The organism is Streptoalloteichus tenebrarius (assembly GCF_024171885.1).
Taxonomy (GTDB): Bacteria; Actinomycetota; Actinomycetes; order Mycobacteriales; family Pseudonocardiaceae; genus Streptoalloteichus; species Streptoalloteichus tenebrarius.
The window spans coordinates 1-15,507 of record NZ_JAMTCP010000041.1 but is presented as its reverse complement, the minus strand read 5'-3'; the positions used below and the strand labels follow the sequence as shown (position 1 = coordinate 15,507).

The following is a 15,507-nucleotide window of genomic DNA, read 5'->3' as shown; positions in this document are numbered from 1 at the left end:
GCCCGCGACGGCGGCGGGGCCGGCGCCCGTCCGGCACCGGCCCCGCCCGCTCGCGGCCCGTCCCCGGCCGCTCGGCCGTCTCAGGCGACGACGTTGACCAGACGGCCGGGAACGACGATCACCTTGCGCGGCTGGCCGCCCTCCAACAGGGCGACGATCTTCTCGTCCGCCAGCGCCGCCGCCCTGACCTCGTCCTGCGACGCCGAGGCCGGCACCACGACGCGCGACCGCACCTTGCCGTTGACCTGGATCGGGTACTCCACGGTGTCCTCGACCAGGTACCGCTCGTCGGCCTCGGGGAACGGGCCGTGGACCAGCGACTCGGTGTGCCCCAGCCGCTCCCACAGCTCCTCGGACACGTGCGGGCACAGCGGCGCGAGCATGAGCACCATCGGCTCGGCCAGCGCGCGCGGCGTGCCGGGGCCCGAGCCGTACGTCTTCGTGACGTGGTTGTTCAGCTCGATCAGCTTCGCCGCCGCGGTGTTGTACCGCAGGTTCTCGTAGTCCTCGCGGACACCGGCGATGGCCTTGTGCAGCACGCGCAGCGAGTCCTCGTCGGGCTGCTCGTCGGTGACCCGCAGCTCGCCCGTCCGCTCGTCCACCAGGTTCCGCCACAGGCGCTGGAGGAACCGGTGCGGACCCACCACGTCCCGCGTCGACCACGGCCGGGACGCCTCCAGCGGCCCCATGGACATCTCGTAGAGCCGGAACGTGTCGGCCCCGTAGCGGGCGCACATCTCGTCGGGGGTGACGACGTTCTTCAGGCTCTTGCCCATCTTGCCGTACTCGCGGTTGACCTCCTGGCCCTGCCAGAAGAACCGTCCGTCGCGCTCCTCCACCTCGTCGGCGGGCACGTACGCGCCCCGGGAGTCGGTGTAGGCGTAGGCCTGCACGTAGCCCTGGTTGACCAGCCGGCGGAACGGCTCCTCGGAGCTGACGTAGCCCAGGTCGTACAGCACCTTGTGCCAGAACCGGGCGTACAGCAGGTGCAGCACGGCGTGCTCCACGCCGCCCACGTACAGGTCGACGCCGCCGGGGTCGGCCGGGCCGTGCAGCTCGGGCTTCTTGCCCAGCCAGTACCGCTCCAGCTCCGGGTCGCAGAACGCCCTGTCGTTGTGCGGGTCCAGGTAGCGCAGGTAGTACCAGCACGAGCCGGCCCAGTTGGGCATCGTGTTGGTCTCCCTGCGGTACCGCTTCGGCCCGTCGCCCAGGTCCAGCTCGACCTCGACCCAGTCGGCCGCCCTGGCCAGCGGCGGGGCCGGCTCGCTGTCGGCGTCCTCCGGGTCGAACGTCTTCGGGGAGTAGTCGTCGATGTCGGGCAGCACCACCGGGAGCTGGTCCTCGGGCAGCGCGACCGGCGTGCCGTCCTCGTCGTAGACGATCGGGAACGGCTCGCCCCAGTACCGCTGCCGGGAGAACAGCCAGTCCCGCAGCTTGTACTGGACCGCGCCCTCGCCGTGGCCGTGCTCCTCCAGCCAGCCGGTGATCGCCTTCTTGGCCTCCTCGACGGCCATGCCGTCCAGAAACCCGGAGTTCGTCAGCGGCCCCTCGCCGGTGTAGGCCTCGCCGTCGAAGCCCTCCGGCGTGGTCACCACGCGCACGATCGGCAGCCCGAAGGCGGACGCGAAGTCCCAGTCCCGCTGGTCGTGGCCGGGCACCGCCATGATCGCGCCGGTGCCGTAGCCCATCAGCACGTAGTCGGCGACGAACACCGGCATGCGGGCGCCGCTGGCCGGGTTCGTGGCGTAGGCGCCGGTGAACACACCGGTCTTGTCCCTGCTCTCCTGCCGGTCCATCTCGGACTTCATGGAGGCGGTCCTGCGGTAGGCGTCCACCGCCTCACGCGGGGTGGCGGCACCGCCGGTCCACCGCACGTCGACCCCGGCCGGCCACTCCTCCGTCACCAGCCGGTCGACCAGGGGGTGCTCCGGCGCCAGCACCACGTAGGTCGCGCCGAAGAGGGTGTCGGGGCGGGTGGTGAAGACCTCGATTGACGCCTGGTCGCCGTCGGCGGCGGCCACCGGGAAGCGGACCCGCGCGCCGTGCGAGCGGCCGATCCAGTTCCGCTGCATGAGCTTGACCGGCTCCGGCCAGTCCATCCGGTCCAGGTCGTCGACCAGCCGGTCCGCGTAGGCGGTGATCCGCATCATCCACTGGCGGAGGTTGCGCCGGAACACCGGGAAGTTGCCGCGCTCGCTGCGGCCCTCGGCCGTGACCTCCTCGTTGGCCAGCACCGTGCCCAGGCCGGGACACCAGTTCACCGGCTCCTCGGACAGGTAGGCCAGCCGGTGCGAGTCGACCAGCCGCCGCCGCTCGTCCGCGCCCAGCTCGGCCCACGGCCGGCCGTCCGGGGTGGGGCGCTCGCCGCTCTCGTACCGGCGGACCAGCTCGGCGATGGGCCTGGCGCGGTTCGCCTCGGTGTCGTACCAGGAGTCGTAGATCTTCAGGAAGATCCACTGGGTCCAGCGGTAGTACTCGACGTCGGTCGTGGCGAAGGTGCGCCGGGGGTCGTGGGCCAGACCCAGTTGGCGGAGCTGGGCCCGGTAGCGGGCCATGTTGGCCTCGGTGGTGGTCCTGGGATGCGTTCCGGTCTGCACCGCGTACTGCTCGGCGGGCAGGCCGAACGCGTCGAAGCCCAGCGCGTGCAGCACGTTGTGCCCCGTCATGCGCTTGTAGCGGCCCAGGACGTCGGTGCCGATGTAGCCCAGCGGGTGGCCGACGTGCAGTCCCGCGCCCGACGGGTACGGGAACATGTCCATCAGGAACAGCTTCTCGCCGGACGCCGGGCGCTCCGGGTCGGCGAGCTCGCCGGACGGGTTGGGGGTGTCGAAGGCGCCCCGCCGCTCCCAGAGGTCCTGCCAGCGCCGCTCGACGCGGGCGGCCAGCTCCGCCGTGTAGCGGAAGGCTGGCACCTCCTCCTGGGCCTGGCCGTTCTGGGCCACGTCCGTGCTCATCGCTCGTCCTCCCGGTTCCGTCCCGCCCCTGACAACAACAAACCCCTCAGCCCGGAGGGCATGAGGGGTCGCCGCGCAGACCTTCTCGCTGGTCAGCGCGGCCAGGTAAGAAGCAGGCGGGCCGTGCTCACGCCGTCGAGGATAGCGCGAGCCCGGCCCGCCCCGGCGGGGTGTGGCGGCTACCGCACCGCGAGCGCGACCACCTGGCTGACCTGGGTCGCGGCGAAGTTGTCGTCGCTGACCAGCACGAGGACCCGCTCGCCCGTGGGCAGGGTCGGCCCCCACGCCATGCCCTCCACGTTGTCCACAGTGGACAGGGGAAGGTCGGCGAGGTCGACGACGAGGCGCTTGCGCACCGGGCGGAACCGGCCGTCCGCCAGGGACTGCCGGCCAAGGACGTCGGTCGCGCCTCGCGCGTCGACCTCGTACACCCGCACCCTGTTGCCGACACCGGTGACGAACGAGCGCTCCATCACGAGGTAGCGGTGCCGGTCCACCGCGAGCACCTCGACCACGCCGTTGTTGGCGAACGCGCCCGCGGGCCTCGGCTCGGCGAACACCGGCTCGACGGGGTAGGCGAGCTGACGCACGGCCCTGCCGGTCCGCTTGTCGAGGAAGGTCAACCGCGTCATCGCGCCCTGGCGGGGCGACGGCTCCTGGCCGTCCTGGTGGAGGGGTCCCTCCATCGCCGCGACGAGCTGCCGGCCGTCGGCCGTGAGGGCGAGCCCCTCCAACGCGGCGTTGCGCCGGGGCCCCCTCTCCTCCGCGCTCATCCGGAGGTTGTCCGGCAGCCGCAGCTCCCGCACGTGGGTCCCGTCGCGCCGCGCCTGCCGCACGAACGGGTCGATCAGCGTCGGGGCGGCGCCTCCGGTCGGCACGATCCGGTCACCCTCGCTCGTCCAGTAGAGGGTGCCGTCGGCCGGGTCGACCCGGATCGCCTCCGGGTCGGGGGTGTCGGACGCCTTCGGCGGGAACGTCGTGCCGTCGGGACGGCGCAACGGGCGCGTGCCGGTGATCCGCACGTCGCGCAGGCCGCGCGCGTCGACGTCGATCCTGGCGGTGTAGACGCGCGCCGGCTGGCGGTCGGACCGGTCGTCGCTGATCAGGTAGTACTCGCCGGTCCTGGGGTCGCGGTCGAGGCCGGAGAGCCCGCCCACGGTGGTCCCCCCGAACTCCAGGCCATGCGGGATCGCCCGCTCACCGAGGAGGCGCACGTGGCGCACGGCGGGCGAGCCCGGCGGCCCGAAACCCTCGGGTTCGGCCACGGCGGTGGCGGTGAGGACGCCGGTGGCGGTGACGACGGCGGTGGCCGCCAGTGCGGTGGGCAGGACGCGTCGCAGCATGGCGCGCAGCACACCCGATCGGGGTGAAGGCGAGGTGGCCGGCGGGTCACGCTTACGCTCGTTCCCGTGAACCTCGCAGCTCAGGTCACCGGCGCCCCGCTCGGTTTGCAGATCGCGTTCTGCGTCGTGCTCCTGGCGCTGGGCGCCGGGCTCGTCCTCATCGGATCGCGGGGCCTGCGCGGCACCCTGCCCCGCAACCGGTTCGCGGGAGTGCGCACCGAGCCCGCGCTGCGCAGTGACGACGCCTTCCGCCTGGCCAACCGGGTGGCCGGCCTGCCGAACGTGGTGGCCGGCGGTGTGGGCGGGCTGGCCGGCCTCGCCGTCCTCGGCCTGCCGTCCACGGCGAGCGTGCTGGTGGTCGGCCTGGTCGGGCTGGTCGGCACGTTCGGCCTCGCCGTCGCCGGCAACGTGCTCGGCACGCGCGCGGCTGCGGCGCTGCCGGAGCCCAAGGCCGCCGGCTGCGGCGGGTGCTGCGGCGGCTGCACCCTCAAGCAGTCCATCTGCGGCTGACCCGAGCTGACCGACGGGAACTCGACGCCCCCGGCCACCGGGCACGGGGCGTCAGTTCCGCGCGACGTCGATCGGGTGGGTGGCCAGCAGCGCGAGCGGCAGGCCCTGCCGGCGCAGCACGCGCCCCCACAGGTCGACGCCGGGCGGGGTGAGCACGTCGTCGGGGAGCGCGGGCACCACGATCCAGTCGCCCCGCTCGATCTCGTCGGCGAGCTGGTCGGTGCCCCAGCCCGAGTAGCCGGCGAAGACCCGCAGGCCCCGCACCTTCGGGGCCAGGTCCTCCGGGTCGCTGTCCAGGTCGACCAACGCGACCGGCCCGCGCACCGCGATCACGCCAGGCACGTTCGCCGCGTCCTGGCCGGTCCGCAGCGCGGCCAGGCACAACGCGGTCTTCTGCTCCACCGGTCCGCCGACGAACACCGCGCGGGGGCGGCTGGCGAACGGACCCCAGATCGGCAGCACGTCGTGCACCGCGACCTCGCTCGGGCGGTTGAGCACGACCCCGAGCGTGCCCTCACCGCGGTGGTCGATGACGTAGACCACCGTCCGGCGGAAGTTCGGGTCGAGCAGTCCGGGCGCGGCCACCAGGAGCGTGCCCGGCTCGACGTCGGCATCGGGTCGCACCCGCCCATGATCCCACCGACCACCCCTGCGACACGGGTCACGTCGAAGACATGCCGGGGTGGGGAACACCCGGCGGACGGACTACGTTGTCAGTCGTGGTCGGTGGCCTCCGTGTCCCCCGGGCCCACTTGAGAGAGCCTTCGCGGAATACCGTACGGCTGGAGCCGCGTCGCGCCATGCCGCCGAGAGGCGACCGGGTCATCGACCACCGCTGGCCGGGCCGAAAGGCCCGGCCAGTCGTGTGTTCGGCGCCCGCATGGCGACTCCCGCCGCCGACCGAGTCGCGTGATCTCGCCCGCGCGGCCGTCCCGCGTCCGTAGGCTGGGTTTCCGTGACGACCGCCGCCGATTCGGCGACCAGTTCCACCAGGAGGGTGGGAGCGCGTCGGCTGTTCGCCGGCAGCGGCTTCCGCCGGCTGCTGGCCTCCCGACTCATCGCCCAGTGGGGTGACGGGGTCTTCCAGGCCGGCCTGGGCGGCGCGGTGTTGTTCAACCCGGAACGGCAGGCGGACCCGGCCGCGGTCGCCGCCGGCCTCGCGGTCCTGCTGCTGCCGTACTCGGTGATCGGCCCGTTCGCGGGCGCGCTGCTCGACCGCTGGGACCGGCGGCGGGTGCTCGTCGTGGCGAACCTCGTGCGCGGCGCCCTCGTGCTGCTCACCGTCGCCGCCGTCGGCTCAGGGATGGAGGGGGTCCCGCTCTACACCGGCGCGCTGCTGGTCATGGGGGTGAGCCGGTTCGTCGGAGCCGGGTTGTCGGCCGCGTTGCCGCACGTCGTCGACCGGGACCACCTGGTCGAGGCCAACGCGCTGGCCGCGACGCTCGGCGCGGCCGCCGCCGCGGTCGGCGGGGCCTGCGCGATCGGCCTGCGCGGGGTGGTCGGCGCGGACAACGCGGGTTCCGCGCTGGTCACCGCCGTCGCCGTCGTGGGTTCGGTGGCCGCGGCGCTGGTCTCGGCGGGGTTCGCCAGGGGCCGACTCGGCCCGGACGAGTGCGACGAGCCGTCGCAGACCCTGGTGGCGGTCGCCCGTGGCCTCGGCGACGGCGCTCGCGCGGTCGCCACGACCCCGTCGGTGGCCGCCGGCTTCGTCGCGCTGATGGCGCATCGCGTGGTGTTCGGCACCTCGACGCTGGCCGGGGTGCTGCTCATGCGGTACGCGTTCGGCGACCAGGGACCGTTCCGCGCGGGCATGGCCGGCGTCGGGCAGGCGGTCGCCGCGGGCGCGGCGGGCATGCTGGTGGCCGCCGTGGTCACCGCGCCGCTGGTGAACAGGGTGGGCCGCCGGACAGCGGTCGTCTCGGCGCTGCTCACGGCCGCGACCGCGCAGTTGTGCGTGGGCCTGTGCCTGAACCTGCCGATGGTGGTCGTGGCGACGTTCTTCATCGCGGGCGGCGGCCAGGTGGTGAAGCTGTGCGTGGACGCGGCGGTCCAGCAGGACGTGGGCGACGAGGTCCGGGGCCGCGTGTTCGCGCTCTACGACACGCTGTTCAACGTCATGTACGTGCTGGCGATCTCCCTGACGGCTGTCGTGCTCCCCCAGAACGGGTACGCGCCGACCCTGCTCGTCGCGGTGGCCTCGGTCTACCTGGTCGGCATGGCCGGCTACCCGCTGATGGACCGGCGCCAGGGACCACGACCCCGCAGCGACCCGCCCGAGGCGATCTCCCCCAGGCCCTGACCTGCCGCTTCGCCCCTCCACACCACCTGAAGACAGCCCCCCACCCACCCGGGGGGCGAGCCCCGCTCCAGCCTATCGGCCACCCCGGCGCCGCCGGAACACCTCGCCCCGAGCCTGTGGATAACTCCGCCCGCCATCACCCGACCATCGGGTTGAGCAACACCTTCGAGACAAAGCCCGAGCGGCCCTGTGGACAACTGTTTGCCTCATCGCCGCCGAGCTGCTAGGCCCCGCCGCACCCCGACGACGGCCGTCGCGCCCTCAACAGCCGGAGCCCACCCCGGGAGGCCCCAGGGGAACCAGGCCCTGGTCAGGGCTGATCGGGAACGTCGATCCCCTGCTCCCGCGCCCACCGGAACAGCTCGGCGACCGCCTCGTCGTGCTCCAGCGGCCCGCGGTCCAGCCGCAGCTCCTTGAGGTGCTTCCACGCCCTGCCCACGAGCGGCCCCGGCGGCAGGCCCAGCAGCCGCATGATCTCGTTGCCGTCGAGGTCGGGCCGCACGCGCCGCAGGTCCTCCTCGTCGGACAACCGCTGGATCCTGGCCTCGAGGTCGTCGTAGGTGCGCTGCAACGCCTGCGCCTTGCGCCGGTTCCGCGTCGTGCAGTCGGCGCGGACGAGCTTGTGGAGCCGCGACAGCAGCGGGCCGGCGTCGGTGACGTAGCGGCGCACCGCCGAGTCGGTCCACTGGCCCGTGCCGTAGCCGTGGAACCTCAGGTGGAGGTACACCAGCTTCGCGACGTCCTCGGTGATCTCCTTGGAGAACCGCAGCGCCCGCAGCCGCTTCCTGACCATCTTCGCGCCGACCACCTCGTGGTGGTGGAAGCTCACCCCGCCGCCCGGCTCGAACCGCCGCGTCGCGGGCTTGCCGATGTCGTGCAGCAACGCCGCCAGCCGCAGCACGAGGTCGGGCTCGGCGTCGGGGTCGTCCCGCTTCTCCAGCGCGATCGCCTGGTCCAGCACCACGAGCGAGTGGTGGTAGACGTCCTTGTGCTGGTGGTGCTCGTCGATCTCCAGCCGCATGGCGGGGACCTCGGGCAGCACGTGGTCGGCCAGGCCGGTGTCCACGAGCAGCTCGATGCCCTTGCGGGGGTGCGCGCCGCAGAGGAGCTTGGACAGCTCGGTCTGCACGCGCTCCGCCGTGATGCGCTCGATCTCACCGGCCATCGCGGTCATCGCGGTCACGACGCGCGGCGCGGGCTCGAACCCGAGCTGCGACACGAACCGGGCGGCGCGCAGCATCCGCAGCGGGTCGTCGGCGAAGGACTCCTCGGGCGTGGCCGGGGTGTCCAGCACCCGGTCGACCAACGCCTCCATCCCGTCGTGCGGGTCGACGAAGCGGCGCTCCGGCAGCTCGACCGCCATGGCGTTGACCGTGAAGTCCCGCCGCACCAGGTCGCCCTCGATGCTGTCGCCGAAGGTGACCTCGGGGTTCCTGGTCGTCCGGTCGTAGACGTCCGCCCGGAAGGTGGTGATCTCCAGCGTCGCGCCGCGCTTGGTCGCGCCCACCGTGCCGAAGGCGATGCCGGTGTCCCAGACCGCCTCGGCCCACCCGGAGAGGACGCGCTGCACCTGCTCCGGGCGTGCGTCGGTGGTGAAGTCCAGGTCGGTCCCGAGCCTGCCGAGCAGCGCGTCCCGCACGCTCCCGCCGACCAGGTACAGCCGGTGCCCCGCCGCGACGAACCGCTCCGCGAGCTCGTCCGCGACCGGTGCGATGCGCAGCAGTTCGAGCACGGCGTTGCGCTGGGCCTTCCCTCGGTGCACCGGCGCCGGACGCGCGGCGTGGTTGCTCGGCTGGGCGTGGTTGGTCGGCGGCACGGGGGACCAGGGTACTTGCCGCAGCTCATCCCGCCCGCGCGCGGAGGCGGACGGCGGCCCCTCCCGTGTCACTACCATCGCAACCATGCCCCCGTCGTCCGGCCGTTCCGGCGGTAGCAAGCCGGGGCGCCGGAGCCGGCGCCGGGGCCGTCGGCTGCGGACCGTCGACGAGACCTCCGCCGGCGGGCTGGTGCTCGACAGCGGGCGCCGGCACGCGGCCGTGATCGGTCGGCTCGACCGGCGCGGGCGGCTGTTGTGGTCCCTGCCCAAGGGCCACATCGAGCCCGGCGAGACCGCCGAGCAGGCCGCCGTGCGCGAGGTGGCCGAGGAGACCGGCATCGAGGGCCGCGTGCTCACCGCGCTGGGCACGATCGACTACTGGTTCGTCGCCGACGACCGGCGGGTGCACAAGACGGTGCACCACTTCCTGCTGGAAGCGGTGGGCGGCGAGCTTTCCGACGAGGACGTGGAGGTCACCGAGGTGGCGTGGGTGCCGCTTGGTGAGTTGGACGAGCTGCTCGCCTACGCCGACGAGCGCCGGCTGGTGCGTCGGGCGGCCGAGCTGTTGGCGGAGCAGGCGTGACCGGGCCGGGACCGAGGCGGGCGTGGGGGCGCGCGTGGGCCGCGCTGCTCACCGGGGTCGTCGCCGTCCTGACCACGCCGTTCGCGGCGCCGGCGCACGGGCAGCAGCCCGACAGGGGGGACGACCCGGCGCGGGCGGTGCGGGTGGACGTGACCTCGCTGAGCCCCCAGGTGGTCACGGCGAGCGGCCCCAACAAGGTGACCGTGACCGGTCGGGTGACGAACACGGGCAACCGCCGGGTCGAGAACGTCGAGGTCAAGCTCCAGCGCGGTGAGGCACTGCGCACCTCCGACCGGCTCCGCGACGCGCTGCGCGGCTCGGAGAACACCCGGTACATCGACCCCGCCCCGCAGCGGGTGGCCGACGGCGTGGACCCGGGGCAGAGCGTCGAGTTCACGCTGGAGATGAAGCTCCGCCCGATCGCCTCCGACTCGCTGCGCGTCAACGAGCCGGGCGTCTACCCCGTCGCGGTCGTCGTGAACGGACGGCCGCAGCGCGGGGGGTCCGCCGCCCTGGACGAGGCCAGGATGCTGCTGCCGGTCACCGGCCTGCCGGACGGCGGGCCGAACGCGGGCGCCGGCCGGCCGGTGCCGCTGACGATGCTGTGGCCGCTCGTGGACCGTCCCCGCGTCGTCGGCACCGCCGACGACGGCAGGGCCGTCCTCGGGGACGACGAGCTGGCCACCTCGTTCGCCCAGGGCGGGCGGCTGGCCGACCTGGTCAGGGCGGTCGAGCAGGAGGCGCCGGCCGGTTCTCCGCTGGGCAACGCCCTGTGCTTCGCGGTCGACCCCGACCTGCTGTCGACGGCCGAGGCGATGAGCCGGGGCTACCTGGTGCGCCGCGACCGGTCCGGCGCCGAGGTCGACGGCTCCGGCGCGAACGCGGCCAAGAGCTGGCTGGCGCGCCTCAAGGAGGTCGTCAAGGGGCGCTGCGTGCTGGCGCTGCCCACCGCCGACGTCGACGTGGTCGCGCTGTCCCGCGCCGGGCTGTCCGAGGTGACGGGGAAGGCCGTCACCGAGGGCGCGAGGACCGTGAAGGACGTCCTGGGCGTGGACCCGGCGTCCAAGGTCGTGTGGCCGCATGACGGGGTGCTGGACGAACGCGCCATGTCCGACCTGGTCTCGCTGGGGACGACCAGCGTGCTGCTGGAGCCGCGCGGCCTCCAGGACACGCCGGCGGGCAGCGCCCCCGTCCGCGTGGCGGGAGGCCAGGCGAGCGGTGGGCAGGCGCCGCTCGGCCTGCGGATCGAGCCGCTGTTCGACAGCGCGCTGGACCCGGTCGCCCAGGGGTCCGGCCAGGACGGCCGCGCCACGACCGCCGCGCAGAACGCCCTCGGCGTCCTGGTGCACCGGACCACCGTGGCCCGGCCGGACGGCCCGCTCGTGCTCGCCCCGCCCCGCAGGTGGGGCCTGCCGGCCGACGCCCTGCGCGGCCTGCTGCACACGGCGCGCGACCTCGTCGACGGCAGGTTCGCGGAGCCGACCGGGCTGCCCCAGCTCGCCACCACCACCCCGGACGCCGGCACGGCCGCGTTGACCTACCCGGTGGACGCCGGCGGCCAGGAGGTGCCGCCGAACGTCACCGCCCGGTTGACCACGATCCACAACCAGGTGCGGGACCTGCTCTCGGCCATGAAGCCGGACCCGGCGAACAACAACTACCTGCCGGGCAACCTCGTGAGCCCGATCCAGCTCGGCGTGTTCCGGTCGGTGTCCACCGCGTGGCGCGGCGCGCCGGCCCTGGCCGAGAGCTGGGCGACCAACACCGCGGACCAGCTCGACGACCTGAGGGAGGGCGTGAAGGTCCTGGGGCAGGCCACCCCGTACACGCTGGCCTCCTCGGACAGCCCGCTGCCGCTGACCATCGCCAACACCCTGCCCGTCACCGTGCACGTGCAGATCAACATCCTCAGCGCCGCCGGCCTGCGCACCCAGAAGCTGGAGGTCCAGCAGGTGTCGGCGCGCACCAGCCGCTCGCTGCGCATCCCCACCGAGGTGCAGCGCTCCGGGCAGTTCTACGTCGACGTCTCGGTGTCAACTCCGGGTGGCACACCTCTCGGTCAGACCACCAGACTCCGCGTCACCTCGAGCGCGTACGGCACCATCACCACGGCCATCACCGCCGGAGCGGCGGTCCTGCTGGTCGCGTTGGTCGCCCGCCGCCTCGTTCGTCGCGTGCGCGCGGCACGCGCCGGCGCGACCGCGGACCAGGGAGTTCCGGTGGCACACGGAACGACCGGACGGCCCGGGGACGAAGGGGCGAGCGAGAGCTGATGCACGGGCGACAGGTGGGTCCGACAGGTCCGTACCGTCCGTCCGGGCCCACGGGCCCCTCGGGCGGGGGCGCGACGCCCCGTCGCCCCGGGCCCCCGCCGCAGCCGCCCCTCGGTCCTCCCGGCCCGCCCGGACGGGGACGACCCGGCGGCGGGCAGGCCGGGCAGGGAACCCCCTTCGACCAGACCCAGCGGATCCCCCGGGTCACCGAGGCCCCCACCGAGCCGATCCGGCGGGTCCCGGTCGACCCGGTCGCGGCCGCGGAGACCCAGATCATCCCGACCGTGCCGGAGGGGGCCGAGGCCGTGGCGTCCGGCCAGACCCAGCTCGAGTCCGGGCTGCGGGACGAGAAGTCGCTGGCCAGGGACAGCGCCTCGATGGCGCTCCCCACGTTGATCAGCAGGGCCACCGGCTTCCTGTCGAAGCTGCTGCTCGCCGCCGCCGTGGGCACCGGGGCCGTCAACGACTCGTACCAGATCGCGCAGACGCTCCCGACGATCATCAACGAGCTGCTGCTCGGCGGTGTGCTGACCAGCGTCGTGGTCCCGCTCCTGGTGCGCTCCCAGAAGGAGGACGCCGACGGGGGCGAGGGCTACACCCAGCTCCTGATCACCGTCTCCACGGTCCTGCTCGGGATCGCGACGGTGGTCGCCACGGTGGCGGCCCCGCTGCTGGTCGGCGTCTACATCAGCTCGGACAGCAGGGCCGACCCCGCGTTGACCTCCGCGCTGGCCTACCTGCTGCTCCCGGAGATCGTCTTCCTCGGGCTCAGCGCGTTGTTCGGGGCGATCCTCAACGCCCGGCACGTGTTCGGCCCACCCGCGTGGGCCCCGGTGCTGAACAACCTGGTCGTGATCGTCGTCCTGCTGCTCTACTGGGTGGTGCCCGGCGGGCTCGGCACCGGCGACGTCAGCCTGACCAACCCGAAACTCCTGCTCCTGGGCGTGGGCACCACGTTGGGCATCGTCCTCCAGGCCGCGTACATGCTGCCGGCGCTGCGCCGGTCGGGGTTCCGGTTCCGCTGGCGGTGGGGCTGGGACCGCCGGCTGAACGAGTTCGGCGGCCTCGCCGCGTGGGTGATCGGGTACGTCGCGGTCAGCCAGGTCGGCGTCACCGTGCACACCAGGGTGGCCGCCGACCACGCCCAGGGCGGCATCACCGCGTTCAACTACGCGTGGCTGCTCCTCCAGCTCCCCTACGGCATCCTCGGCTTCTCCCTGCTCTCTGCGATCATGCCGAGGATGAGCGCGGCCGCGGCCGACGACGACGTGCCCGGCGTGGTGGCGCACCTGTCCCAGGGCGCGCGCCTCATGGCGGTCATGCTGATCCCGCTCGGCGGCGTGATGACGGTGGTCGGCGGGCCCCTCGGCGTGGCGTTCTTCTCGTTCGGCCAGTCCAACGTGGAGAACGCGAGCCGGGTGGGGCTCGCCCTGGCCTTCTCCGCGTTCGGGCTCTTCCCGTTCGCGCTGACGATGCTCCAGATCCGGGTGTTCTACGCGATGAAGGACGCCCGCACGCCGACGCTGCTGATGGTCGTCATGATGGCCGTGAAGATCCCGCTGTCCTACGCGGTGCCGCTGGTCTGCGACTCCGAGCAGGTCGTGATCGGGCTGTCGCTGGTGAACTCGCTGAGCTTCGTCGCAGGCGCCGTGGCCGGCCAGGTGTGGCTGCGGGTCCGCCTCGGCCGCCTGGAGACGCGCCGCCTGCTGGTCTCGACGGGCAAGGCCGTCGGGGCGACGGTCGTCGGATGCGCCGTGGCGTACGGCCTGGTGTACCTGCTCTTCGCGGTGCTGCCGGAGATCGGCGCGGTGCCGAGGGCGTGGACGACGCTCGTGCTGGAGTCGCTGCTCGCGTTGGTCGCCTCGTTCGGGCTGTTGATGCTGTTCGACGCCGAGGAGCTGCGGCCGGCCATCCGGCGCATCAGCGGTCTCGTCCGCCGTCGCTGAGCCGCCACTTCCCGTACCCTCGTGCTCGGAGTCTCCGTCGCGCCGATGGGGGGCCGGCCGGGTGATCCCGGGAGCGCGCGGAGCGGGAGAGCGCACGGGTGAGTGGAAAGCCGACGGAATCCGTCACGCCACGCCAGGACGGCGGGGCGCCCAGCCGTGTCGACCTGACGGCCGGCGCGATCCTCGGCGAGGGTCGGTACCGACTGCTGTCGCGACTCGGCGCGGACCACCGGGCGCACGCCGAGTTCTGGCGGGCGCGCGACGGGGCCCTCGGCCGCGACGTGGCGATGACGGTGCTGGTCGGCAGCCCGTCGGACCCCGAGACGGTCGCGCGCACCCGCAAGACCCTCGAACGGACCTCGCACTTCGGCGGCTTCATCCACCCCGGCATGGCGCGCGTGTTGGACGTGCTGGCCCCTGGGAAGGGCGACCCGGCCGGCGCGCTGGGGATCATCGTCGCCGAGTGGACCCAGGGCCACGACCTCGTCGACCTGGTCGCCGACGGCCCGCTGCCCGCGGGCACGGCCGCGCGGCTGCTGGAACCGCTCGCCGCGGCGGTCGAGGCGGCCCACCACGTCGGTCTGGTGCTGGGCGCCGACCACCCCCAACGCATCCGGGTGACGCCCGAGGGCGAGCTGCGCCTGGCGTTCCCCGCGCCGCGCCCCGAGGCCACTCCCCGGGACGACGTGCGGGGGGTCGGCGCGGCGCTGTACCTGATGTTGACCGGGCGGTGGGCGCTGCCCGGCGGCCCCAACAGCCTTCCCGCGGCCCCGACCGGCCCGGACGGCGCGGTGGTCGCGCCGAGGACGCTCCAGCCCACGGTGCCCCACCAGCTATCGACCATCGCGGTCCGCAGTCTCGTCGACACCAGCGTCGGCGGGGTGCGCACGGGAGCGGCGATCCTCCAGGTCCTGGAGCAGGCCGCGGCGGCCGAGGCCGAGACCGCGATGATGCGGGCGATCCAGGAGCGCGGCGAGCCGGCCGAGCTGACACCCGCCGAGGCCAAGGAGAAGGCCAGGGAGCGGGTCCGGCGCCGCAAGCTCGTGGCGAGCGTGACGGTGCTGGCGCTGGCCACGGCGGCGGTGCTGGTCTTCGTGGTCATGTCCGCCGTCGACATGTTCGCCGGGGACAAGAAGCACACCACGCCTCCGCTGGTCGTGGGCAGCCACAGCGCGAACCCGGCCGCCCCGGTCGGCCCCGCCGTCGAGGTGGCGGGGGTGGAGATCTACAACGTCAAGGGCACGCCGGACAACAAGAACCGGGTCGACCGGGTCATCGACGGCGACCCCGAGACGGCCTGGCAGACGGACACCTACCGGCAGCAGTTCCCGGCGTTGAAGCCGGGCATCGGCCTCCAGTTCCGGCTCAGGGAGCCGACCGCGCTGTCCAAGATCGTGGTGGAGTCGCCGAGCCAGGGCACCGCGGTGGAGGTGCGCGCCGCCACCAACCGCAACCCCCGGCTCGACGACACCCGGCTGATCGGGCAGGCCAGGCTGGAACAGCGGCAGACCGACGTGCCGATCACCAGTGGGGAACCGGTCCAGCACGTGATCCTCTGGATCACCGAACTGGGCGGCAACGCCGGCAAGAACGCGACGGAGATCTCCGAGGTGAAGATCTACGCGCGCGGCTGACCCGCGTGGGGGTGAGGCGGTTCCGCCGGGTGCCCGCCGCGGCCGGGGCTCACGCTCACTGAGGTGAACCCTCGCCAGGCTTCTGGCCCTCTGGCTCTGGCTCTGGCTCTGGCTCTGGCTCTGGCTCTGGCTCTGGCTCTGGCTCTGGC

The 15,507-nt window shown here is 73.6% G+C and carries 10 protein-coding genes; 6 read left to right on the top strand and 4 right to left on the bottom strand.

Features of this window, described 5'->3' with window-relative positions:
* Window positions 1–80 precede the first annotated feature (80 nt).
* Both leuS and LX15_RS25645 read right to left on the bottom strand, forming a co-directional pair.
* Window positions 81–2,954, bottom strand: a complete 2,874-nt coding sequence (leuS, locus tag LX15_RS25650; protein ID WP_253672220.1) for a leucine--tRNA ligase — start codon at window positions 2,952–2,954, stop codon at window positions 81–83.
* A gap of 179 nt (window positions 2,955–3,133) precedes the next feature.
* Window positions 3,134–4,297, bottom strand: a complete 1,164-nt coding sequence (locus LX15_RS25645) for an esterase-like activity of phytase family protein (protein ID WP_253672219.1) — start codon at window positions 4,295–4,297, stop codon at window positions 3,134–3,136.
* Between the two features lie 66 nt (window positions 4,298–4,363).
* On the opposite strand from LX15_RS25645, the gene LX15_RS25640 reads away from it, so the two are divergent.
* Window positions 4,364–4,807 (top strand): SdpI family protein, encoded by a 444-nt coding sequence (locus LX15_RS25640; protein WP_253672218.1) that lies wholly within the window; start codon window positions 4,364–4,366, stop codon window positions 4,805–4,807.
* A gap of 51 nt (window positions 4,808–4,858) precedes the next feature.
* On the opposite strand, the gene LX15_RS25635 is transcribed toward LX15_RS25640, so the two are convergent.
* Window positions 4,859–5,431 (bottom strand): YqgE/AlgH family protein, encoded by a 573-nt coding sequence (locus tag LX15_RS25635; RefSeq protein ID WP_253672217.1) that lies wholly within the window; start codon window positions 5,429–5,431, stop codon window positions 4,859–4,861.
* Between the two features lie 331 nt (window positions 5,432–5,762).
* Here LX15_RS25635 and LX15_RS25630 point away from each other — a divergent pair, with 331 nt between their 5' ends.
* On the top strand, window positions 5,763–7,106 hold the full coding sequence (locus tag LX15_RS25630) for an MFS transporter (protein ID WP_253672216.1): 1,344 nt from the start codon (window positions 5,763–5,765) through the stop codon (window positions 7,104–7,106).
* 310 nt (window positions 7,107–7,416) lie between these two features.
* Here the strand turns inward: LX15_RS25630 and LX15_RS25625 are convergent, their stop codons facing one another.
* A complete protein-coding gene (locus LX15_RS25625; RefSeq protein ID WP_253672262.1) occupies window positions 7,417–8,868 on the bottom strand; it encodes a CCA tRNA nucleotidyltransferase in 1,452 nt (483 codons plus the stop codon).
* 139 nt (window positions 8,869–9,007) lie between these two features.
* On the opposite strand from LX15_RS25625, the gene LX15_RS25620 reads away from it, so the two are divergent.
* The 4 genes from LX15_RS25620 (at window position 9,008) to LX15_RS25605 (ending at window position 15,358) form a co-directional block, all read left to right on the top strand.
* Complete coding sequence (locus tag LX15_RS25620) at window positions 9,008–9,505, top strand: NUDIX hydrolase (RefSeq protein ID WP_191892457.1); 498 nt, start codon at window positions 9,008–9,010, stop codon at window positions 9,503–9,505.
* A complete protein-coding gene (locus tag LX15_RS25615) occupies window positions 9,502–11,778 on the top strand; it encodes a DUF6049 family protein (protein ID WP_253672215.1) in 2,277 nt (758 codons plus the stop codon). The genes LX15_RS25620 and LX15_RS25615 overlap by 4 nt, the downstream gene beginning before the upstream one ends.
* Before the next feature lie 284 nt (window positions 11,779–12,062).
* Complete coding sequence (murJ, locus tag LX15_RS25610) at window positions 12,063–13,724, top strand: murein biosynthesis integral membrane protein MurJ (RefSeq protein WP_253672214.1); 1,662 nt, start codon at window positions 12,063–12,065, stop codon at window positions 13,722–13,724.
* A 98-nt stretch (window positions 13,725–13,822) separates the two neighbouring features.
* Complete coding sequence (locus LX15_RS25605; RefSeq protein ID WP_253672213.1) at window positions 13,823–15,358, top strand: protein kinase family protein; 1,536 nt, start codon at window positions 13,823–13,825, stop codon at window positions 15,356–15,358.
* The last annotated feature ends 149 nt before the right edge of the window (window positions 15,359–15,507 follow it).